Raw genomic sequence first — 21,582 nt, forward strand, 5'->3', positions numbered from 1 at the left:
CCATCTACGCCATGCTCGAAGCGTTCCTCTACCTGCACATCGTGCTCATGGTCTTCTGGCTCGGCGGGGACCTCGGCGTCTTCTACTCCAGCCGCTACGTGATCAACCCCGATCTGACCCCGGCCGCACGACTGACCGCCTTGAAGATCATGTCCGGGCTGGACCTCGGGCCGAAGATCTGCCTCATCCTTTTCCTGCCCAGCGGCCTCACGCTGATCTCGCTCGACGCGCACGGCGGCTCGCTCTGGGGGATCACGCTGCTGCCCTGGTGGCTGCTGGTGCCGCTGTGGATCGCGGCGTTCGTCTGGGTGTGGCTGATGTGGACCGACCACCATGAGCCGGGCAAGCACCCCCTGGTCCGCCGGGTGGACTACGCGATCCGGATCGCGGTGATCGCCGGCATGGCCGGGGCGGGACTGTTCACCCTGATCGTCCCGGAGCCGTTCGGGGTGACCACCAACCCGCTGTGGCTCGGCGCGAAGGTGCTGCTCTACGCGATCGCGATCGCGGCCGGACTGGGCATCCGCCGCACGCTCAAGCCGTTCGGACCGGCGTTCGGCACGGTGCTGGCCGGGTCCGCCGACGCCGGGGCGGAGGCAACCGTCCGGAGCAGCGTGAACGGTTGCCTCCCCTACGTCTGGGCGATCTGGGGTTCGGTCCTGCTGGCCGGCCTGCTCGGCGTCGCCAAACCCCTGGCGAACCTCTGACCGCGTGTGGATTTCGGGCGCGCTCCGCACCTGAACTCCACACGCAACCGGACGCACGGACGGCGTGTGGAGTTGGGGCGCGCTCCGCACCCGAAATCCACACGCGGCCTCAGGCGGACTGGTAGCCGAGCTGGGCGGAGATGCGGGCGGCCGCCTCCCGGAGGTCGGCCACCGCGGCGGCGTCGCTCTCCGGCTTGAAGCGGAGCGCCGGCCCGGCCAGGCTGATCACGGCGACCACCCGGGCGTCGTGGTCGAAGATCGGGGCGGCGATCGACGCGGCGCCGGCCTGGCGTTCACCGAGCGAGGTCGCGTACCCCCGCTTGCGGACCGCTGCCAGGTCCTTGCGCAGCTTGGCCGGGTCGGTGATGGTCTTGTCGGTGACCGCCTCGAGGGGGTGCCGGGAGAGGTAGGCCTCCAGCTCGAAGTCCGGCAGGAACGCGAGGAACGCCTTCGACGAGGCGCCCGCGTTGAGCGGGAACGGGATGCCGAGGCTCACCTCGAGCCGCAGCTCCTGGTCCGGCACGACCTGGTCGACGTAGAGCCGGGTGTCGCCGCGCCGCAGCGACAGGGTGGCCGTCTCCTGGGTGCGCGCGGAGAGGTGCTTGAGCTCCGGCGCGGCCATCGCGCGCACGTCGGTGCGGGCGAGGTAGGCCCGGCCGAGCGCGACCGCGGCGTGACCCAGCGCGTACCTCCGGGTGGCCGGGTCCACGGTGATCAGCTCGCGGCTGCGCAGCGCGGTGAGGATGCGGTGCACCGCGGCCTTGGTCAGGCCCAGCGCGGTGGCGATCTCGGTGACGCCGAGATCCGGTTGATCGGTGCGCCCGAAGTAGAGCAGGACGTCCATGGCGCGCTCGACGGCGGCGATGGAACGCGACTGGCCCTCGTCCTCGGCCGCGCCCGGCGAGGCCGGCGGCACGGTTCGGCTCGGCACTGGAAATCCCCCCGGAACAGGAACGGAACAAACTTGGCCGAAGCCTAGCCTGCCATTTCGCACCGCGAAACGCTGTACCACCCGGACGCCGGCCCGACCGATGTTGACAGCATCCCCCGCCCCTCGTTACGTTCGGTGTAACACCGTTTCCCAAGGCGAAACGGCGAGCAAAGAGGAGCACGAAGTGCCGGTCGACAGCACGACGTTCCGATCCGTGCTCGGGCAGTGGCCCAGCGGCGTTTGCGTGGTGACCACGGCCGGCCCGGGCGGCATGCACGGGATGACCGCCAGTTCATTCTCCTCGGTGAGCCTCGATCCCCCGCTCGTGTCGGTCTGCCTCGGCAACCATCTGCCCAGCCGGGCGCTCCTCGGCCAGGCGGGCAAGTTCGCCCTCAGCTTCCTCGGCAAGGATCAGGCGCACATCGGACGCCGGTTCGCCGGTCAGGAGCGCGGCATCAGCGACCGGTTCGCCGGGCTGGACTGGACCATCACGCCGAACGGCTGTCCCGTGCTCAACGACGCGGTGGCCTGGCTGGACTGCCGGGTCGCGCACGCGTACCCGGGCGGTGACCACACCATCTTCGTCGGCGAGGTGACCGAGGCCGCGCTGCCCCGGATCATCTCGCCGCTGCTGTTCCACTCCCGGAACTGGGGTCAGGTCGCCCAGCCGCTGCCGGACACCGTCCAGGTCCGCGACACCGCCTCTCCCCCCGACGGCCTCCGGTTCGAGTTCTTCGCCGCCGGGCGCGACAACCTGCCGACGCCGGAGCGGGTCATCGCGGCGAAGAAGGCCGGTGACCGCGTCGTCGGGTACGTCACCGACGCGTTCGACCCGGACCGCGAGGACGAGGTGCTCGCCACCGTCGCCGCCCTGCGCGCGCTCGGCTGCGACGAGATCGGCTGTGCCGAGTCGGACGTCACTCCGGCCTCGCCGCTGCAGGTCGCCCGGATCCTCCAGGACGCGAGCGTCCTGGTCCGCCCGGCCGTGCTGCGGGTCCGCCTCGCCGGGCACAACCGGCTCGCCCTGGTCAACGCGCTCGTCGCGATGAAGAACGGCGTCTCGCACTTCGACGTGATCGCCTCCGGCGCCGGCTCGTCCGGCCTGCCGCTGGACGACCTGCTCCACCTGTCCCGCCAACTCGAGGTGGCCGGGCCCATCGATCAGCGGCCCAGCGACGCCGACCTCGCCCAGATCAGGGAGTGACAGCATGGCCGACCGACTCATCGGCGAGAAGCTCGTCGACGACATGACCGTCGAGGAGAAGTCCCGCGCGGCCCTCGTCGAGCAGGTCCTGCCGGCACTGCGCGCCAAGGCCGAACAGGCCGACGCCGACGGCGCCTTCCCGCGCGAGCACATCGACGTGCTCCGCGAGGCCGGGCTGCTCGGGCTGATCGTCCCCGAGGAGTACGGCGGTCTCGGCGGCACGCTGCGCGACCTCGCCGCCGCGACGTACGCGATGGGCAGCGCCTGCCCGTCCACCGCGCTCGCCTTCTTCTTCCACAACACCTCGGCCTCCCGCGGCCTGCTGCCCCTGGAGGCGATCGAGGCCGGCCTCTTCACCGGCGAGGAGGTCCCGGTCGTCAGGGCCTTCGCCGAGCGGGTGCTGCGCCTGATGTCCGGCGGCACCTGGCTGGCGAACTTCGCCAGCGAATCGGTGAAGAGCAGCGGCGCGAACATCGCGATCGCCACCACCGCCGTGCCGGCCACCCGCGACGGCGTCGCCGGCTGGGAGCTCACCGGCGAGAAGTCGTTCGGCTGCGCCACCGGCATCGCCGACTACTACCTGGTCACCGCCCGGCTGGACGGCTACGACACGGCCGAGGGCCTGGTCATGTTCCTGGTTCCCCGGCAGGCGCCGGGCGTCACCGAGCGCCCGTTCTGGGACGGGCTCGGCATGCGCGGCTCGGCCAACCACGGCATCAAGCTGACCAGCGTCTTCATCCCGCAGGAGGACTCGCTCACGGTCCCCGGCGCGTTCGTGAAGATGCTGCAGTGCAGCCGGGGCAGCTTCGTCGGCAACCAGCTCGCGATCACCGCGGTCTACGTGGGCGCGGCGCAGGGCGTCTACGACGACACCCTGGAGCGGCTCACCACGAAGACATTCGCCGACACCGGACGGCCGGTCGCCGAGTCGCCGATGCACCAGGTGATCATCGGCGACATGACGGAATCGCTGGAGCGCGCGTACCTGTGGCTGCGCCGGCAGCTGCTGCTGGAGACGGTCGAGCCGCCCATCGCCACCAAGTCCGAGGTGTACGCGCAGTGGCGCATCGCCAAGGGCTCGATCTGCCAGGCCGCGTTCGACGTGGCGCTCGGCGCGTTCAAGGCGTCCGGGACGTCCGGCGCCACGATGAACGGCGTGGTCGGCCGCGCGCTGCGGGACCTGGCGATGGGCCTGGTCATGACGTTCCCGCCGGAACGGGGGCGTCTGGAGGCCGCCTCGGTGATCACCAGCAACAAGGCGAACCAGCTCTTCGCGAGCGTGGCCTCATGACGAGTGACCTCGTCGGCGGATCGTGGCAGGCCTGCGTCACGGAAACCGGCATCCAGCTGGAGAACCCCGCCACCGGTGACGTGATCGGGCCGGCCCTCGGTTCGTCACCGGAGCGGGTGGAGGCCGCCCTCGCGGCCGCCGACGCGCTGGGCGGCTGGGACGCGGATCCCGGTGAGAGAGCGGAGATCCTGGAGAAGGTCGCGGCCGCTGTCGCCGGCGCCGCCGGGGAGATCGTCGCCCTGGAGGCGAAGGCCACGGGGGTGCCGATCCGGCAGACCACCCCGCTCGGCATGATCCTGGCCGGCGCGTTCGCGCTCGCCGCCGGCCAGCTCCGAGCCGGCCTGCTGACCAGCACCACCACCCGCGAGGACGGCCGCGAGGTGCTCGTCGAGCGCCTGCCCTGGGGGCCGGCCGCCTGCCTGGTGCCGTGGAACGCCCCGGCGCCGATGGCGGCGCACAAGGTCGCCAACGCCCTCGCGGCCGGCTGCCCGACGATCCTCAAGCCCAGCGATTACGCGCCGTCCGGCACCGAGCGGCTCGCCGTCGCGATCCACGAGGCGCTGCGCGAGGCCGGTGCCCCGCCCGCGCTCTTCCAGCTTCTGCACGGCGGCGCCGACGTCGGCGCCCGGATCGTCGGCGACCCGCGGATCCGGGCCGTCTCGTTCACCGGCGGTCTCGGCGGCGGGCGGGCGGTCGCCGCCGCCTGCGCCTACGACATCAAACCCGTCCAGCTGGAGCTCGGCGGCAACAACGCGCTGATCGTGATGCCGGACGCCAACGAGGACGCCGCCGCCCGCGCCGCCGCCGACCTGCTCACCACGCTGAACGGGCAGTGGTGCCGGGCGCTCGGCCGCCTGATCGTCCCGGCCGGCCGCGAACAGCCGCTGACCGCCAAGATCCTCGAACGCGTCGAGATGCTGCGGACCGGCGACCCGGCCGACGAGGCCACCGATTACGGCCCGCTGATCCATTCCGGTCACCGAGCGACAGTGATCAAGGCTCGCGACGAGCTCGGCGGCACCGTGCACGAGGCCGATCTGGAAGGACCCGGCAACACCCTGGCCCCCTCGCTAGTGACCGGCGCGGACCCGGCGAGGACCACCGGCGAGATCTTCGGTCCGGTCGCGGCGGTGCACGGCTACCGCGATCTCGACGAGGCGATCGCACTCGCCAACGGCACGCGCTACGGCCTCGAGGGCTACGTCATCGGCACGGACGAGAGCAGAGCGCTGGAGACCGCGCGGCGGGTCCGGGCCGGCGAGGTGAAGGTCAACGGCTCCTCGATCATGAGTCTGCACCTGTTCACCCCGCGCCCTGCCTGGGGCATCTCCGGGTACTCCGCCGAGGGCACGGCCGAGACCCTGCTCTTCTTCACCAACCCGCGGGTCGTGGGCGTCGAGGGCGGCTTCGCGCTGCATTCGCGCGCATGACAGCGACCGCCCTGCGGGCGTTGCTCGCACAGAAGACGGTCACCCACATGCCCGGCGTCTACGACCCGGTCACCGCGGCGCTCGCGGTCCGGGCCGGGCACCGCGGCGTGCACCTGTCCGGCGCGGCCGTCGCGGCGGTCGCGCTGGGCCGGCCCGACCTCGGATACGTGCACGGCACGCAGATCGCCGAGCGGGCCGCCACGCTCATCCCCGCACTGACCGGGGTGCCGCTGCTGGCCGACGCGGACACCGGGTACGGCAATCCGCTGCACGCCGTCTGGACCGGTCTCGCGTACGCCCGGGCCGGCATCTCCGGCCTGCACCTCGAAGACCAGGTCAACCCGAAACGCTGCGGGCACCTGGCCGGCAAGGAGGTGGTCGATGCCAGCCTCGCCGCCGCCAAGATCTCCGCACTGGCCGATCACGTGCCGCACCTCGCGCTCGTCGCGCGGACCGACGCCTACGCCGGTCACGGGCTCGCCGAGACGATCGGGCGCCTCCAGCAGTACGCCGACGCCGGGGCGGACGCGGTCTTCCCGGAGGGCGTCGACGATCTCGGCGAGCTGCACGAGATCCATCGGGCGCTTCCCGGCGTACCCATCGTCGTCAATCGGTCGGAAGCCGGCGGCGACCGGCCTGCGGTGACCGACGACGAGCTCGCCGCCGCCGGTGTCCGTCTCGTCCTGCACCCGGTCGCCGCGCTGCTGGCCGCCATGCGCGCCGCGTCGCTCGCCTACCGGGCCATCGCCGCGGAGGGCACCGCCGCGTCGGTCGACCGGATGCCGTGGTCCGGCTTCACCGCGCTGGTCGGCCAGGACGAGGCCCTCGACCTCGACGCCCACTACGTCCCCCGGGGAGCACACACGTGACACGCATCCTGGTCGCCGGCGCCGGGCCGGTCGGGCTCACCGCGGCCCTCGCCCTGGCCCGGCGTGGCTTCGCGGTGACCGTCCTGGAAGCCGGTGCCGAGCTGGCCGCCGAGTCCCGCGCCTCGACCTTCCACCCGCCCACCCTGGAGATGCTCGACGACCTCGGGGTCGGTGCCGAGTTGCAGGCGATCGGGCTGGTCTCGCCGACCTTCGCCTACCGCGACCGGCGGGCCGGGCTGGTCGCGACGCTCGACCTCGCGGTGCTCGCCGGGGACACCCGCTACCCCTATCGGCTGCAGTGCGAGCAGTCCAAGCTCACCCCGCTGGTGGTGGACCACCTGCTGCGGCACGACGGTTGCGAGGTCCGGTTCGGGTGGCCGGTCGCCGAGCTGGTCCGCAACCCGGAGAGCGTCGTCGCCGTGAGCACCGACGGGCGCACGGTCGAGGGCGACTGGCTGATCGGCGCGGACGGCGCCCACTCGGCGGTCCGCAAGGCCACCGGCGTCACGTTCGACGGCATCACCTATCCGGAACGGTTCCTTGTCGCCTCGGTCGACGAGGAGCTCACCGGCTGGCTCGACGACCTGGCCGCTGTCAACTACGTCTTCGACCCGGTCGAGTGGTGCGTGCTGCTGCGCACCCCGGACCACTGGCGGGTGCTGCTGCCCACGCCGGTCGGCACGCCCGACGCGGAGGAGTACGCCCGCCTGGACACCCGGCTGCGCGGCGTCGTCGATCCGGGCCGGCCGTGGCGGATCGCGCACGCCAGCATGTACCGCGTCCACCAGCGGGTCGCCACGTCGTTCCGGACCGGCCGGGTGCTGCTCGCCGGCGACGCGGCGCACGTCAACAACCCGCTCGGCGGCCTCGGCATGAACTCCGGCATCCACGACGCGATCGCCTACGCGGACGCGATCGCGACCGGCGACGACACGGCGATCGGGGAGGTCGCCGCGGGCCGCCGCCGGATCGCCCTGGAATACGTGCAGAGCGTCTCGCACCAGAACTACGAGCGGCTGCGCGCCACCGACCCGGACGCCCGCGCCGCCCACCTGGACGCGCTGCGCGCCATCGCCGCCGACCCGGTCAAGGCCCGCGCGTCACTGCTCCGCAGCTCGATGATCGCCTCACTGCGCCCGGTGGCGGCATGATCGCGCGGGAGAACCCGGCCCGGTTCACCGAGATCGTCGGATCGGTCCGGGAGAGCTCGCCGGACGCGGTCGGCCACGTGGTGCGCTGGGCCGACGCCGAGCAGCGCACCTGGGCGGCCCGGCCGCTCACCGATCGGCTCGCCGCGCTGACGCGCGCCTCGGCGGCGATCGAGGACGCGATCGAGGAGCTGGCCACGCTGCTGGCCCGCGAGTCCGGCAAGGTGCTGGGTGACTGCCGGGGAGAGCTGGGCTTCGCGGTCCGCTACCTGCGGTGGGTGGTCCAGCACGCGCCCGAGGTGTACGGGGACCGCGTGCTCGACGACGACCTGGGCCGGCTCGTGGAGCAGCGCAGACCGTTCGGCGTCGTCGCCGCGGTCACGCCGTGGAACGCCCCGGTCATCCTCGCCATGCTGAAGATCGGACCGGCCCTGGCCGCCGGCAACGCGGTCGTGGTCAAGCCCTCGCCGCTGGCGCCGCTCACCGTCGACCGGGTGATCGCCCTGTTCGACGCGCCGATCCGGGCCGTGCACGGCGGCGCGGAGACCGGCGCGGCGCTGGTCGGGCACGAGCTGGTCCGCAAGGTGGCGTTCACCGGCGGGGCGGCCGGCGGGCGGGTTGTCGCGGCGCTCGCCGGCGACCGGCTCACCCCGACCGTGATGGAGCTCGGCGGCAACGATCCGGCCGTCCTGCTCGACGACGCCTCGTTCGACGACGACGCCATGGACCGGCTGGTGATGGCGAGTTTCGCCACCAGCGGGCAGGTGTGCATGGCGGCGAAACGGCTCTACGTGCCGCAGTCGCGTCTCGGGGAGTTCATCGACGCGTACACGAGCGCCGCGGGCCGGGTCCTGACGACCGGCGACCCGCTCGCCCCCGGCGTCACGATGGGCCCGGTGATCTCCGCCGCCGCGCAGCGTGCGGCGGACGCGCTCATCCCGCCCGGCGCGATCGCGCTGGGCCGCTTCGAGGCGGACCCGGCCACCGGCTACTTCGTGCGGCCCACCCTGGTGGCCGGCCCCGATCCGGACTCGCCACTGGTCACCCGGGAGCAGTTCGCGCCGGTCGTGCCGGTCCTCGGGTACCCCGACGAGAGGACCGTGCTGGCCTGGGCGAACGCCGGCGACCTCGGCCTCGGCGCCTCGGTGTGGAGCACGGACGAGGAGCGCGCGTTCGCGTTCGCCCGGCGGTTCGAGGCCGGCTTCACGTTCGTCAACACGCACAACCGCACCGGGATGAGCCTGCGCGCCCCGTTCGGCGGGGTGAAGCGGTCCGGCTGGGGCCGGGAGTACGCGACCGAGGGCCTCACCGAGTACGTCCAGACCTGCGTGATCCACGCGCCGGCCGCGTTCCGCCCAGGCGCGACCGCAGCCGCGGGCGGGCCGTCCGCCTACCCCACCGGGTGAGGCCCGGCCCACCCGCTGCGGCCTGTCCACCGGGTGAGGCCGGCCCACCCCGCTGCGGCCTGTCCACCGGGTGAGGCCGGCCCACCCCGCCGCGGCCTGTCCACCGGGTGATCAGACCCCGCGGACCGGGACCGGGTGTGCGGCGCCGGTGAGAGGGCGGCCGCCGCACCCGCCCGAGCGCTGCGAGCCAGCTGGTCCGGCTGGTCGTCAGGGCTCCCAGGCGCGTGATCTCCGACGGAGACCGGTCGTAGCGCTGGTGACCAGCTGGTCCAGCTGGTCCAGCTGGTCCAGCTGGTTCCCAGTGCTGCCGTCGACCGCTGCCGGCAGCACTGACCCTGTTGGCTGATACCCGCCGCCCGGTAGTGCGCCGATGCGGCCGCGCGTCACGGTCAGTCGCCGCCGACCGTGGAGCGCTGGGGGTTTGCGTCATTCTGCAGGGCCTGGGGCGTCCGCGGGTTTCCGCGCAGCGCGGGGTTGACCGTGGATGCCGGCACGCTGAGTGACAACCGTTCGTGCTGACGGGCGGCCCGGCCCCTGGTTTCCGGCGGGCCCTGCAGCGGTGATGACGCACCTCGGAACATTGCCGCAGCCGAGCGCACTGACGACCAGCTGGACCAGCTGGTCGTCAGTGCTGTCCTCGGCTGGTGGATCGTGGAAGCGCGCGGTCCGGCTGGCGCTCGGTGCTGTCCCGACGGGGCGGCGAGAACACTGCCAGCCAGCCGGGCAACACGAGCTGGTCACCAGTGTTGCCGTAGGCCTGTTCCGAGAGCACTGCGCGCCAGCTCGCCCGCACCGCTCCACGATCGACAACCGGGCGGCGCCACCTCACGTCCCTACCGGGCGGCGCCACCTCACGTCCCTACCGGGCGGCGCCACCTCACGTCCCTACCGGACGACGGCTCCTCGATCAGCCAGCAAGGTCGGCACTGGAAGCCAGCTCGTCTCGCCCGGCTGGCTGTTGGTGCACTCAGAAGTCCGTTCTGTGAACACTGGCCGCCGGCCGACATCGGCACTTCCACGATCCACAGCCCCGAGGACGCGAGTCGCAGAACGCCAGCCGCCAGCCGAGAACCAGCCGCCAGCCGAGAACCAGGCGCTGAGGCCGTCAGCCGATGCCGCTTTCCTCGATCTTCGCGACGGCGGCCCGGACGATTCTGCGGAACTCGGCGTCGGTACGCCGGAACGGTGTCTTGTCCCTGGTGACGTTCTGATCCAGTTTGAGATGAACCACCACGTCCCCGTACGCGATCATGGCCGTGGTCACCCGGCTGAGCAGTTCGTCGTCGTTCCGCACCTCGGAGACCAGGCCGACCGAGGCGTCACCCAGGCTCGGGAGCGGCCACCGTGAGGTGTTCCAGTACCCCGATGAGTACTGCTTGTCCGGACAGTCGTCGGGGATCGCGGCCCAGGCGTCGACAACCTCGGAGGATCGGTCGTACCCGACCGCGGCGATCTCCTCACTCAGGTCCAGGGACCGCCCGGTGTGCGTGAAGGTACGCACGACGTTGTCGACAGTGCCCAGGTAGAGCTCGTCACAGGCGCTGGCCACCCCGGAATAGGTGCCGGTGTAATCCGTCCCGGTGTAGCCGCCGGGCATGTCCGCAGGGCCGAGGAGCGCATCTCTCATCTCCTCGACGGTGGGCTCGTCGGCGGATGCCGCCGCGACGGCCGGCGCCGATGCGGCCGCGGATGCGCTGACCACTACCCCCGGGAACCCGATCATGAGCGCGGAGGCCACTGCGGCCGGAATGCCGTACGCGCGGGTTGACATGCCGTTATCCGATCTCGTCGAGCTTGGCGGCGGCCGCGAGCAGCGTGCTCCGGAAGTTGGCCTCGTCCCCGCTGTTCTGGTTGTTCAGGTGTTGCATGGTGAGGACGACAGCGCCGTGCGCGACAAGGACCGTGATGTCCCGGTCGACGAGCTGGCCGGTGGAGCCGGTGCGTTCGTAGAGCAGGCCGACCGAGGCGTCACCCAGCCGGGGACCTTTCCACCGGGAGATGGTCAGCATCCCGGGGCCCACCCTCCTGCTGGGGCATTTCCGCACCATCCCGACGTAGGCGGCGATCATGTCGAGGGCCTGCTCGGACCCGACCGCCGCGACCCTCTGCTCGATGATGGTCGGTCCCTGGTAGTGCTTGAAGTCCTGCATGACGTAGTCGACCAGGTGCCCGTTGGTGGCGTTCCGGGCGCAGGCCTCCGCCGTGGTCAGGTAGACGGTGTCGCGCCCTCCGCCTTGCGTGCTCTGCTGGTAGGCCGGCGCGATCTCCTCGGGAGTGATCAGGGCCCGTTTCATCTCTTCCGAGGTGGGCAGCTCGTCGAAGGGGTCCGTGACCGCCTGACCCGGTGTCGCCGGAACGGCGACTCCCAGGGCCACCATCACCGCCAGCGACAGACGCGACGCGCGGGAGATCCTTGTCATGCGCTCACGGTAACCACCCGTCACCTGGCGATTCGGGGAAATCCGCAGGCCGTACCCCTCAGGGTTGGGTGTAGTCGACGACGGCGCGGGCGGTGAGCAGAGGGCGCAACCACGCGCCCAGCTCCTGATGCGCCGGGTGCGCCTGATAGGCCCGCAGATCCGCCTCGTCGTGGTGGGTGGTGCGCAGATGCAGGTCCCAGGAGACCTCGGTCCGCAGCTCGTCGAGATCTGCCCGTAGCGAGCGGATCTCGGGAACGACACCGGCCAGCTCTTCCAAACGCAACTTGGCCTTGGCAGCATCGCCCTCATCGGCGAACCTCATCACCACGATGTGCACCAACAAGTCGAGCCCCCAAATCTCTTGACCATCAAGAAACCCCTGTTGCGAATGCGGCTTCCAAGTGTAGTTTTGGGAAACGCCGTTTCGCTAGGGGGAACCGGATGCCCGGTGTTGTTCGCGTCGCCGCAGCCCAGATCGAAGCCGGTCAGGACATCGCTGCGAATCTGGCCGCCTGCCTGCGCGTCATCGACGCCGCCGCGGAGCAGAAAGCCCAGCTCGTGGTCCTGCCCGAGTTCGCCAACCACCTGTCGTGGTACGCGTCGCGCGCGCAGGCCCACGAGCTCGCCACCCGGCCGGGCGACGAGTTCCTGACCGCCATCGCGGACCGCGCCCGCCGGCACGGCATCTGGATCAAGATCAACGTCACTCATGGGTACGCCGATGGCCGTACCGGGGGCACGAACTTCCTGATCGACCCGTCGGGTGAGGTCGCCGGGTCGTGCGACAAGCAGACCCTGATGGGCGCGGAGAACGACTTCCTGGAGCCGGCGCCCACGGTCGGCCCGGTGCTCGACACCCCGCTCGGCCGCCTCGGCATGTACGCCTGCATGGAAGGCGTGATCAACGAAGTGACCCGCGGACTCGCGCTGCGCGGCGCCCAGGTGCTGCTGAACAGTCTGAACAGCTTCGCGCTGGACGAGGCCGATCTGCACATCCCGGTGCGCGCCGCGGAGAACAAGGTGTGGGTGGTGGCCGCCAACAAGGTCGGCCCGCTCCTGCCCCGCGACCAGCTGCCGGCCATCGCGGAACGCCTCGGCGTGCCGCCGGAGTGGCTGCACGGCGCGGGCGAGAGCCAGATCGTCGCGCCGGACGGCACGGTGGTCGCCAAGGCGCCGCGCACCGGTGAGGCCGTCGTGGTCGCCGACATCGACCCGTCGCTCGCCGACGACAAGCGCCGCCCGGACGGCACCGACATCCTGGCCGGCCGCCGCCCGTCGCTGTACGGCCCGATCGCCGCCGAGCCGGTCGGGCGGCAACGGCCACCGGGGGCGCCCACGCTGGACGTCGCGGTCGTCCGGCGGGTTTCGCACCTGGCCGGCGCGGCGGCGAAAGCCCGCCTCGTCGTCCTGCCGGCGGACGTGGGCCGGCCCGCGGCGATCGCCGCGGCGCTGGCCGGCACCGGGGCGCACGCGGTGACCGCCGACGACACCGGCGGCCTCCTGATCGACGAGACCGGGATCGTGGCACGCCAGCCACGGCTGCACGGTCCGGGCGCGACCGGCTCCGCGATCGTCCCGGTCGACCTGGAGTGGGGACGGCTCGCGATCGTGGCCGGGGCCGACGCGCTCTACCCGGAGACGTTCCGGCTGGCCGCGCTCCTGGACGCGGACGTGGTGGCGGTGCCCTACCGGGCGCAGGAGCCGTGGGAGCTGTCGCTGGGGCTGCCCGAGCGCGCCGCCGAGAACCGCCTCAACCTCGTCGTCGCGACGCCGCTCGACCAACCGGCCGCGATCTTCGCGATGACGCCCGACTTCACGCTCTGGACGCGGTGGGAGGGGCCGTTCACCGGTCGCATCTCCACGCCGATCCGCTACGACGTGGCCGCCGGCGCCCCCACCGGCGACGCCGTCGTCCACCCCGCGCAGGCCGCTAACCGCCAGGTCTCGCGGAACACCGACCTTGTCGACGGCCGTCCCTGGCGGCTCGTGGACGCGCTGATCCGATAACCGACGCACTGATCCGATAACCGACGCACTGATCCGATGACCGACGCGCTGATCCGATGACCGACGCGCTGATCCGATAACCCACGCACTGATCCGGATAACCGCAGAAGGAGCCTCATAGTGGCCGAGACGATCCAGCACGTGGAGGACATGGTCGACGGCTCGCCGGTCGTCGACGTGCACGACACGTTCACCTATTACCGGCAGCTCCTCGCCGACCTGAAAGCGAAGATCGACGCCCGGTTCGAGCTCACCCGCGACCCGTCCACCGTGGACCTGCAGGCGTACGGCGCCTATCCCGACGGGCCGGGCGGGTCGCTGGAGGCGTACGCCGGGCCGGAGATCGACTGGATGGTCCACTCCTGGATCGGCAACCCCGGCGCCAGCTTCGCCAACCTGCACCTGACCGCGTGGCTCGGCCCGCAGGTGAAGGTGCCGCACCTCGGGATCGCGCTGCTGGTCTGGCCGGGCGGGTGGTTCTACCTGGACTCGGTGCCCCGGACGAACATGGTCGAGGACGCCTCCTATTTCGATTCCTACTACGCGCCGCTGGACGAGGAGTGGCTGGAACTGCGGGCGGACCCGCAGTTCGAGTACTTCGTGAGCCGGGCCGGGTTCATCCGGGCCAGCCTGTCGCCGACCGCGTACTGCTACTCGTTCGAGCGCTCGCAGCGCAACCTGGAGATCGTCTCAGCGCGGGCACACGCACACGTCGACCGGTGGCTGCGGTGGGTCGACGAGGCCACGCCGGTCCCCGCCGGGGAACGGGCCGCGCTGGCCGCCACCGACGAGACGATTCGCCGCAACATCGCCGAACGGGATCCGGCGAACGTGATGGGCGTCCGGTTCTTCGGCGAGGAGACCACGAACAAGCTGGTCCGGGCCCTGTGGGGCGGCGACCGGGTGCTGCCGCGGCCCGGGGTGCGGTGATGGGAGTCCGCTCGATCTGGTGGGCCACCACGATTCCGGGTGCGGAGAAACCCTTCGACACGGCACACATCCGGGTCTACTACCCGGCGAAACCGACGGGGTCGGACGCCGAGCGGCTGTCCGGGGTGTTCCCGGCCGACCCGGACGGCGCGCCCTATCCGGTCGCGGTGATCGTCTCCGGGGTCAACGTGGGCCAGGAGGCCTACCGATGGCTCGCGGCCGAGCTCGCCTCGCGCGGATATGTGGCGGTCACCTACGACTGGGTGGGTGAGCTGTTCGGAGGCCTGCGGGGCATCACCCCCGGGGTCGAGCTGGCGGCGGCCCGGCCCGACGCCTACGGCACACGGGCGACGACGCCATCGGTCCCCGCGATCCTGACGGCCCTGGCGGAGATGACCGGACCCGTCGCCGGCCTCCTCGACCTCGGCAACGTCGGGCTCATCGGGCACTCGGCGGGCGGCACCGTCATCCTGCAGAGCGCCCGCTTCTTCCCGAGCGTCAAAGCGGTCGCCGCGTACGGCACGCACACCATGGTCGCCACGATGCTCGGCTGGCCGGCCGGCACCGTGCTCCCGGCCCAGGTCGACTGCCCGGTCCTGCTGATGAACGGCGAGAACGACGGCGTCATCAACGGCTCCGCCGACCGGTACGGCGAGTCCTCGATCAAACGGGACCCGATCAGCCGGACGTTCGACGAGGCCCTCCCCGACGCCGGCGGTGACACCGTGCAGGTCACGTTCGCCGGCGCGAACCACTTCGGGATCGTGCACCCGGTCGACGAGACCGCCGCCCGGGCCTTCCTCGACCTGCCGCACTCCACCGATCCGGCCGCCACCCGGGCGGCCCTGGCCGACGTCACCGCGGCGTTCCTCGACATCCACCTGCGCGGCGCTTCCCGCGACGCGCTCGACAAGGCCCTTCAGTCCCCCGACATCGCCGGGATCCGGCGGAGGTAACTGCCATGCTCAAGAACTTCTGGTACGCGGTGGAGTTCTCCGACAAGGTCACCACCAAGCCGGACCGCATCACCGTCCTCGGTCAGCACCTCGTCGTCTACCGCACGCCCCGGCAGGGCCGGGTGGTGGCGCTGAGCGACCTCTGCGTGCACCGGGGCGCGGCGCTCTCCGGCGGCTGGCTCAACGATGACAAGATCGTCTGCCCGTATCACGGCTGGGAGTACGAGCCGGACGGGGCGTGCACGAAGATCCCGGCGAACCTGCCCGGGCGCGGGATTCCGAAGAAGGCACGGGTCGACTCGTACCCCGTACAGGAGAAATATGGTTTTGTCTGGGTCTTCATGGGCGATCTCCCGGAGGAGGAGCGCCCGCCGATGCCGGTCTGGCCGGAGTTCGACGACCTCGTGGAGAACGGTGGCAAGTTCCGGGTCGTGACCGGCGAGTTCCTCTGGAACGCCAACTACGAGCGGATCCTGGAGAACGGCTGCGACATCGCGCACGCGCCGTTCGTGCACGCCGGCCGGTTCGGCAACCCGGACATGCCGCAGGTGCCGGACTACGAGGTGGAGCACCCGGACGAATGGTCCGCGTTCGCCACTGTCGACCTGCACCCGCCGAAGCCGTCCGGCCTCTGGGGCAAGTTCGGCCGGCTGCTCGGCAACGACCTGAAGAAGCGCCCGCCGGTCACCACGTCGGCCGGCTGGATGCTGCCCAACATGATCAAGCTGCACGTGCGGCTGCCGATCGGCGACATGGTCATCTACGACACCAACATCCCGATCGACGAGACGCACACCCTTGTCAAATGGGTCGCGCTGCGCACCTTCTTCACCGGCAAGTGGGCCGACAAGGACGCGGTCAACCGGACCCTGCGGATCTTCTACGAGGACGCCGCGGTGGTCGACAAGGTGCGGCCCGAGCTGCTGCCGTTCGACCTCGGCGCCGAGCTGCACATCAGGAGCGACATCATCGCTGTCGAGTACCGGCGGCGCCGGCAGGAGCTCGCGGACAAGGGCTGGCTGCTCAACGAGGAGGACTTCATCACCGGTGACGTGCCGAGGCGCACGGCCACCGTGATCCCCTCGCCGGCCCGGCGGGAGAGCCCGGAGCTGGCCCGCGCCTGGGTGCACAAGGCCCGGGGCGAGCATCCGACGGTGGCCGCCGCCCGGCTGATGGGCCAGGACGAATCCGAGGAGACCCAGTGAGCCTGCCCGGCGCCCTTTCCGACAGCACCCTCGCCGCGATCCTCGACCGGTTCCCGCTGACGCTCGCCGAGGACCGCGCGCTGACCTCGGCGATGAGCCCGGACCCGGTCGGGCGTATCCGCGTCTGGCGGGGCGAGGGCCCGGTCGTCAAGGTGGTCAACGTCAGCCTGGTCGTCCCGCCGATCGGCCTGGACAGCCACATGATCTTCGCGTTCACCGCGCCGTCGTCCGGCGTCCCGCACTTCACGCTGGACTCGGTGGCGAACGGGGAGAACTACGCGTTCCACCTCGATCTGATCCCGCGGATCGACCTGGCGACGTCGCTGCCCTATCTGGATCAGGTCTACGAGCCGCTGACCCCCGTCTACCAGGAGGTCTCCGGGCGGGACGGGCTCACGCCAGCGCACCTGACCCCGCGCCAATACGCGCTCATGTCGCCGTGGATGCTGGTGAACCGGGCCACCGCCGAGGCTTTCCGGGGCATCGGCGAAGCGGTCGACGCCTACGCCGGCCACTGGGCCGCCCTGGTCGAGAGCGGCGTCAAGGCCGAGGGCACCGCCGAGCGCGACGCCGCCCACCGGACCCTGCTGTTCAGCCCGGAGATCGACCCGGTCTGGAAGCAGACCGTCCGCCTTCTCGGCGCGGAACAGAGCGAATCGGTACGCCGTGAGCTGGTGAGCAACTGATGCCGGAGGAACCCAGCGTCTGGCAGAAACGGATCGCCGGCGAGTGGCACGGGCGGCCCTCGCTCTTCGACGCCACCGGGACCTGGTGCGGCTTCGAGGAGATCCGCCGGTCCTCGGACTTCGTGGACGGCGTCACCACGTACCGGATGGACGGGGGTCTGATCGGTGGCGGCCCGCTCGCGGGACAGTTCCGCCTCGGCGCGCCGTTCTCCTTCGGCGTCGTCGACTCCGATCGGAACCGGGTCTACACCGGCCCGGACTTCTTCGGGACCGGGCAGCCCTACGGCGGTTTTGTGGACTCGCACTATTACGGCCCGGGCTGGCAGGTGGACCTGAACACCTGGAACCAGGTGCTCCCGGACGGCGAGACCCAGGTCTACTCGTCGGTGCTCCACCAGGGCTGGGCCGTGGTGGGGTGCTTCAACGGGGTCTACACACGGACGCCGTCCCGGGTCTCCGCGCTGATCGAGGCGGAGACGCGGAACGGCCCGGTCCCGTACATCCTGCCCACCAAGGAGGCCGGCGCTTTCACCGGCGAGCTCGAGCTGTGGGGATCGGATCAAAAATTGCGGGGTACGGTCTCGGCGTCGATCGCCCTCGAACCGATCGACCTGCTGCGCACCCGTCGCACGATCAGCTGGCCGGGCGCCGGGCTGGACCGCTCGTTCACCGTGGAGACCCGCCGGGACGGCAACCGGCTGTTCTTCGAGGGACCCGAGGCGTGGGGCAACGCGATCGGTTTCGGGCGGGCGTCGTTCCAGTCCGTGCACCTCACCGACGTCTGGAAGATCAAGGGCCGGGAGTTCTCGATCGACGCGTCACCGGGGATGTCGGCGGGGACCCGGCTGGCGGTCGTCTACGAGCTCTTCGACGGCGGCAGCCTCGACTCGGTGCTGCACGGACTGCTGGAGTGGCAATCATGACCGTCGTCGTGGTGACCGGTGGGACGCGCGGCATCGGTCAGGGGCTGGTGCGGGCGTTTCTCGCCGAAGGGGCGCAGGTGGCCTATTGCGGACGATCAATCCCGGACTCGTCCGTCATCGGGGACGCACTGGGGATCGTCGCCGACGTGACCGATCGGGCCGACGTCCGCAAGCTGTGGGACGCCTCAGTGGATAAATACGGAAAAGTCGATATCTGGATCAACAACGCCGGATTGTCGAACTCCCGCAAACCACTCTGGCGGCTCGACCCCGCCGAGATCGACGCCGTCGTGGACGTCAACCTCCGCGGAACGCTGCAGGCCAGCGCCGTCGTCCTCGACGCGATGCTGGCGCAGGGCCACGGCGCGCTCTGGAACATGGAAGGGCTCGGCTCCAACGGCCAGATCGTGGCCGGCCTGATGCCGTACGGGGCGACCAAACGCGGCCTCACCTACGCCACGCTCGCGATGGCCAAGGAACTGGCCGGCACGCCCGTGAAGGTCGGGCTCCTCTCCCCCGGCATGGTCGTCACCGACCTGCTCACCCGCGACTACGAGCCGGCCGAACTGGAGAAGGCGAAGAAGATCTTCAACATCCTCGCCGACCGGGTCGAGACGGTCACCCCGTGGCTGGCTCGCAAGGTCCTCGCCGGCACGAGGAACGGCGGCCGGGTGGCCTGGCTGACCAACCGCAAGGCGGCGTACCGGTTCGCGACCGCCGCCTTCACCAAGCGCGACCTGTTCGGGAACTCCTGATGGATTACCCGATCGTGCTGGCGCTCGAGGACTTCGTGCCGGTCATCTTCGGCACCGCCGGATTCGCGCTGCTCAGCCGGACCGCACCCACCCCGCGGGCCCGCCGGGCCGGACTGGCGGGCGCGATGCTGATCGGCGCGGGCGGCATCGCCAAATGCGTGTGGAAGCTCGGCTACGCGGCCGGCGCGGGCGACTGGAAACTGTTCGAGCAGGCGCTGTTCCCGCTGATGGCGGGCGGCGCCACACTGCTCGCCTGGGCGCTCGCGGTCACGGTGCGGCGCGGGAGACGTACCCAGGCCTGGCCTTTCGCTCTTGCCCTCGGCCTCTGCGCGGCGGGCTCGATCGTCGCGCGGAGCCTCAACCCGCTGTTCGTGGCGGCCACGCTCGGGGTGACAGCGGTCAGCGTCCTCGGCGCGATCATCGCGGCCCGCTACCAGCAGTGGTGGGCCGTCTCCCTCTACGTCCTCGGCCTGGTGCTGGTCATGGGGCTGGTGCCGCTGCGCGGTTCGGACAGTCACCACACCGTCGCCTTCCAGTGGCTGGAGCAGGGCATCAACACGTCCGCCCAGGCCGCGCTGCTGATCGCCGCCTGGCTCACCCTCCGCGCCTTCTCTTCTGATCGCAGTCCCGTCACGGTTGGAGAATCGTCATGACCGACGCCCTCGGCTGGCGCCGCAAGTTCGGCGTCATCGCCCCGTCGACGAACACCATCGTCGAACCGGACTTCTACGCCATGACGGTGCCCGGCGTGACAGCGCACTTCTCCCGGATCCACATCCGCAACCAGGACCTCTCCGACGACGCGAACTTCGAGAACCTCCTCGTCCAGATCCGCGCCGAGATCGGCTTCGCCTGCGAGCGGGTGCTCACCTGCGAACCCGACTACATGGTGATGGGCATGTCCGCGGAGACGTTCTGGGGTGGCGTGGAGGGCAACCGCGAATTCGTCGCCCAGATCAAGGAGATCACCGGCCTCGACGTGGCCACCGGCGCGGAGGCGTGCGAGCGGGCGCTGAAGCTCTACGGCGCCCGGAAGATCGGCGTGGTCACGCCGTACCAGCCGGTGGGTGACGCCAACGTGGTCCGCTTCTTCGGCGAGATCGGCTTCGAGGTGACCGCCATCGAGGGCCTCAAGTGCCCGACGGCGGTGTCGATCGCGCATGTGACAGAGGACGATCTGCGCGCGGCGATCCTCACCGTGAACCGGCCGGACGTCGACGCGATCGTCCAGTGCGGCACGAACCTCTCCATGGTCCGGCTCGCGGACGAGGCCGAGCGGTGGCTGGGCAAGCCGGTGATCGCCATCAACGCGGCGACGTGGTGGATGGCGCTGCGCGAGAACGGCATCAAGGACAAGGTGTACGGAGCCGGCAGCCTGCTCCGCGACTACTGACCGGCTCTCCGCCGCAGCCGGCTCCGCGACTACTGACCGGCTCTCCGCGCCGCAGCCGGCTCGACCGCGATCTTGGCGACTGGTGCCCACCACGACGGCTCACGGGCCCGAGCCGTAGCCAGCGCAGGAACCCTCGGCGGAGCCGCCGGCGGTGGTGCAGGGATGATCGGCAGCAGGCGTGATCGGCAGCAGGCGTGATCGGCAGCGGGCGTGACCAGGTCGCACAATCGCGCTACGTGCGTCCTCACCCACGCGATAGCAGTGACCAGGTCGCACGCAACGTCATCGTGCGACCTGATTGCCGCTGCCCGACGTCAGCGTGCGGCCTGATTGCCGCTGCCCGACGTCATCGTGCGGCCTGACAACCCTCGATCGGGCCGCCGTGTCCCGCCGTCATCCCTCTCGCACCGGCACCCGCCGCTGCGGAGTCTCTGGGGCCGATCGCCCGGTAGGTTGCGTCCGGCCAGATCTGCGAGAAACGCGCGCGGCCCCGCTGCAAGCGCCGGTTCGCGGCGGACGGAAGCAGATCGCCTGGCGGCAACGGATCGGAGGTGTGGGACCTGCCCCGCGCAAAGCCGGCCCCACACCCCTGAACCGCCCCTGGATCCCGGAGGGACGACTACCGGAACCCGGCCATCCGGCGGCGGCGGGCCGGGAGCATCGCCAGCAGACCGAAGCCGGGCAGCAGCAGACCGGTTCCGATCAGTACGACGGTGGCCCACTCCAGGCCCGGGCCGGTCTTCGGCAGCGCCTCGTCGTCAGCGGTGGTCGCCGCGGCGGCAGCGGTCGACGTGCTGGACGCCGGCCTGGTGGTCGCCGTTTGGGTGGTCGTCGCCGGCTTGGTTGTCGCCGTCGTGCCTCCACCGCCACCACCGAAGGTGATCTTCACGGACACCGCGTTGGCCGTCACCGTGGCGGCGTCGTGGCTGGACGGCAGCAGCTGCGCGGCGATCACGCAGCCGCCGGTTCCGCAGTCCTTGCCGCTGAACGACTTCGCCACCTTGAGGGTCACCGTGCCGGTCTTGCCGCTGCCGTCGGTCTTGGCGAAGACCGCGCCGCCGGCCAGGTTGCAGTCGCTCGGGCCCTTCGGGTTCTTGACGCACTGGCCGAGGGCGAGGTCGGTCAGATTCTTGGTGAACCCGGTGCCGCTGACGGTGATCGAGTCGCCGTCCTTGAGCCCGGTGGTCTTCGAGACTTTCAGGGTCGCCTTGGCCGCTGCCGGGCCGGACACCAGGAACAGCGTCGCAGCGGCACAGAGAAGCCCAGCGGCCGTCGCGGCGGCGAGACGCTTGACAAGCACGACATACCTCCCAGAAGAAAC

At 71.1% G+C, this 21,582-nt stretch carries 21 protein-coding genes; 16 read left to right on the top strand and 5 right to left on the bottom strand.

The genetic code is table 11. From position 1 onward, the window contains the following. Window positions 1-11: 11 nt before the first annotated feature. Entirely contained in the window at window positions 12-707 is a 696-nt protein-coding gene (locus AB0F72_RS30815; RefSeq protein ID WP_360438392.1) for a hypothetical protein, read from the top strand. A gap of 109 nt (window positions 708-816) precedes the next feature. Here the strand turns inward: AB0F72_RS30815 and AB0F72_RS30820 are convergent, their stop codons facing one another. Then, on the bottom strand, window positions 817-1,638 hold the full coding sequence (locus tag AB0F72_RS30820; RefSeq protein ID WP_360438395.1) for an IclR family transcriptional regulator: 822 nt from the start codon (window positions 1,636-1,638) through the stop codon (window positions 817-819). Between the two features lie 184 nt (window positions 1,639-1,822). Between AB0F72_RS30820 and AB0F72_RS30825 the strand changes: the two genes are divergently transcribed. The 6 genes from AB0F72_RS30825 to AB0F72_RS30850 are packed head-to-tail and all read left to right on the top strand — an operon-like array spanning window position 1,823 to window position 8,986. After that, window positions 1,823-2,842, top strand: a complete 1,020-nt coding sequence (locus AB0F72_RS30825; protein ID WP_360438398.1) for a flavin reductase — start codon at window positions 1,823-1,825, stop codon at window positions 2,840-2,842. A 4-nt stretch (window positions 2,843-2,846) separates the two neighbouring features. Further along, entirely contained in the window at window positions 2,847-4,133 is a 1,287-nt protein-coding gene (locus tag AB0F72_RS30830) for an acyl-CoA dehydrogenase family protein (protein WP_360438401.1), read from the top strand. Then, window positions 4,130-5,563 carry an aldehyde dehydrogenase family protein gene (locus AB0F72_RS30835; protein ID WP_360438404.1) on the top strand — a complete coding sequence of 478 codons (1,434 nt, stop codon included), beginning with the start codon at window positions 4,130-4,132 and terminating at the stop codon, window positions 5,561-5,563. The genes AB0F72_RS30830 and AB0F72_RS30835 overlap by 4 nt, the downstream gene beginning before the upstream one ends. Continuing rightward, entirely contained in the window at window positions 5,560-6,432 is an 873-nt protein-coding gene (locus AB0F72_RS30840) for an isocitrate lyase/phosphoenolpyruvate mutase family protein (protein WP_360438407.1), read from the top strand. Before AB0F72_RS30835 ends, AB0F72_RS30840 begins: the two co-directional genes overlap by 4 nt. Next, window positions 6,429-7,583, top strand: coding sequence for an NAD(P)/FAD-dependent oxidoreductase (locus AB0F72_RS30845; protein WP_360438410.1), 1,155 nt, complete (start codon window positions 6,429-6,431; stop codon window positions 7,581-7,583). Before AB0F72_RS30840 ends, AB0F72_RS30845 begins: the two co-directional genes overlap by 4 nt. Beyond that, window positions 7,580-8,986, top strand: a complete 1,407-nt coding sequence (locus AB0F72_RS30850; protein ID WP_360438413.1) for an aldehyde dehydrogenase family protein — start codon at window positions 7,580-7,582, stop codon at window positions 8,984-8,986. Before AB0F72_RS30845 ends, AB0F72_RS30850 begins: the two co-directional genes overlap by 4 nt. A 1,105-nt stretch (window positions 8,987-10,091) precedes the next feature. Here AB0F72_RS30850 and AB0F72_RS30855 read toward each other — a convergent pair. The 3 genes from AB0F72_RS30855 to AB0F72_RS30865 are packed head-to-tail and all read right to left on the bottom strand — an operon-like array spanning window position 10,092 to window position 11,743. Further along, complete coding sequence (locus AB0F72_RS30855; RefSeq protein ID WP_360438416.1) at window positions 10,092-10,757, bottom strand: hypothetical protein; 666 nt, start codon at window positions 10,755-10,757, stop codon at window positions 10,092-10,094. A 4-nt stretch (window positions 10,758-10,761) separates the two neighbouring features. Next, window positions 10,762-11,406: a hypothetical protein gene (locus AB0F72_RS30860; protein ID WP_360438419.1), complete on the bottom strand. Its 645-nt coding sequence runs from the start codon at window positions 11,404-11,406 to the stop codon at window positions 10,762-10,764. A gap of 58 nt (window positions 11,407-11,464) precedes the next feature. Then, window positions 11,465-11,743, bottom strand: coding sequence for a Dabb family protein (locus tag AB0F72_RS30865; RefSeq protein WP_360438616.1), 279 nt, complete (start codon window positions 11,741-11,743; stop codon window positions 11,465-11,467). A gap of 104 nt (window positions 11,744-11,847) precedes the next feature. Here AB0F72_RS30865 and AB0F72_RS30870 point away from each other — a divergent pair, with 104 nt between their 5' ends. The 9 genes from AB0F72_RS30870 to AB0F72_RS30910 all read left to right on the top strand — a co-directional run bounded on the left by AB0F72_RS30870 (window position 11,848) and on the right by AB0F72_RS30910 (window position 20,261). Continuing rightward, window positions 11,848-13,413 (top strand): nitrilase-related carbon-nitrogen hydrolase, encoded by a 1,566-nt coding sequence (locus AB0F72_RS30870; protein WP_360438422.1) that lies wholly within the window; start codon window positions 11,848-11,850, stop codon window positions 13,411-13,413. Between the two features lie 120 nt (window positions 13,414-13,533). Continuing rightward, window positions 13,534-14,343 (top strand): oxidoreductase, encoded by an 810-nt coding sequence (locus AB0F72_RS30875; protein WP_360438425.1) that lies wholly within the window; start codon window positions 13,534-13,536, stop codon window positions 14,341-14,343. Beyond that, window positions 14,343-15,299 (top strand): dienelactone hydrolase family protein, encoded by a 957-nt coding sequence (locus AB0F72_RS30880; RefSeq protein ID WP_360438428.1) that lies wholly within the window; start codon window positions 14,343-14,345, stop codon window positions 15,297-15,299. Before AB0F72_RS30875 ends, AB0F72_RS30880 begins: the two co-directional genes overlap by 1 nt. A gap of 5 nt (window positions 15,300-15,304) precedes the next feature. Beyond that, on the top strand, window positions 15,305-16,504 hold the full coding sequence (locus tag AB0F72_RS30885; protein ID WP_360438430.1) for an aromatic ring-hydroxylating dioxygenase subunit alpha: 1,200 nt from the start codon (window positions 15,305-15,307) through the stop codon (window positions 16,502-16,504). Continuing rightward, window positions 16,501-17,190 carry a hypothetical protein gene (locus AB0F72_RS30890; RefSeq protein WP_360438433.1) on the top strand — a complete coding sequence of 230 codons (690 nt, stop codon included), beginning with the start codon at window positions 16,501-16,503 and terminating at the stop codon, window positions 17,188-17,190. Before AB0F72_RS30885 ends, AB0F72_RS30890 begins: the two co-directional genes overlap by 4 nt. Beyond that, window positions 17,190-18,113 (top strand): hypothetical protein, encoded by a 924-nt coding sequence (locus AB0F72_RS30895; protein ID WP_360438436.1) that lies wholly within the window; start codon window positions 17,190-17,192, stop codon window positions 18,111-18,113. The genes AB0F72_RS30890 and AB0F72_RS30895 overlap by 1 nt, the downstream gene beginning before the upstream one ends. After that, complete coding sequence (locus AB0F72_RS30900) at window positions 18,110-18,868, top strand: SDR family oxidoreductase (RefSeq protein ID WP_360438439.1); 759 nt, start codon at window positions 18,110-18,112, stop codon at window positions 18,866-18,868. The genes AB0F72_RS30895 and AB0F72_RS30900 overlap by 4 nt, the downstream gene beginning before the upstream one ends. Next, window positions 18,868-19,521, top strand: a complete 654-nt coding sequence (locus AB0F72_RS30905; protein WP_360438442.1) for a hypothetical protein — start codon at window positions 18,868-18,870, stop codon at window positions 19,519-19,521. The genes AB0F72_RS30900 and AB0F72_RS30905 overlap by 1 nt, the downstream gene beginning before the upstream one ends. Then, window positions 19,518-20,261: an arylmalonate decarboxylase gene (locus AB0F72_RS30910; RefSeq protein WP_360438445.1), complete on the top strand. Its 744-nt coding sequence runs from the start codon at window positions 19,518-19,520 to the stop codon at window positions 20,259-20,261. Before AB0F72_RS30905 ends, AB0F72_RS30910 begins: the two co-directional genes overlap by 4 nt. 619 nt (window positions 20,262-20,880) lie before the next feature. On the opposite strand, the gene AB0F72_RS30915 is transcribed toward AB0F72_RS30910, so the two are convergent. Continuing rightward, window positions 20,881-21,561, bottom strand: coding sequence for a neocarzinostatin apoprotein domain-containing protein (locus AB0F72_RS30915; RefSeq protein WP_360438448.1), 681 nt, complete (start codon window positions 21,559-21,561; stop codon window positions 20,881-20,883). Window positions 21,562-21,582: the final 21 nt, after the last annotated feature.

The organism is Actinoplanes sp. NPDC023936 (assembly GCF_040639325.1).
Taxonomy (GTDB): domain Bacteria; phylum Actinomycetota; class Actinomycetes; order Mycobacteriales; family Micromonosporaceae; genus Actinoplanes.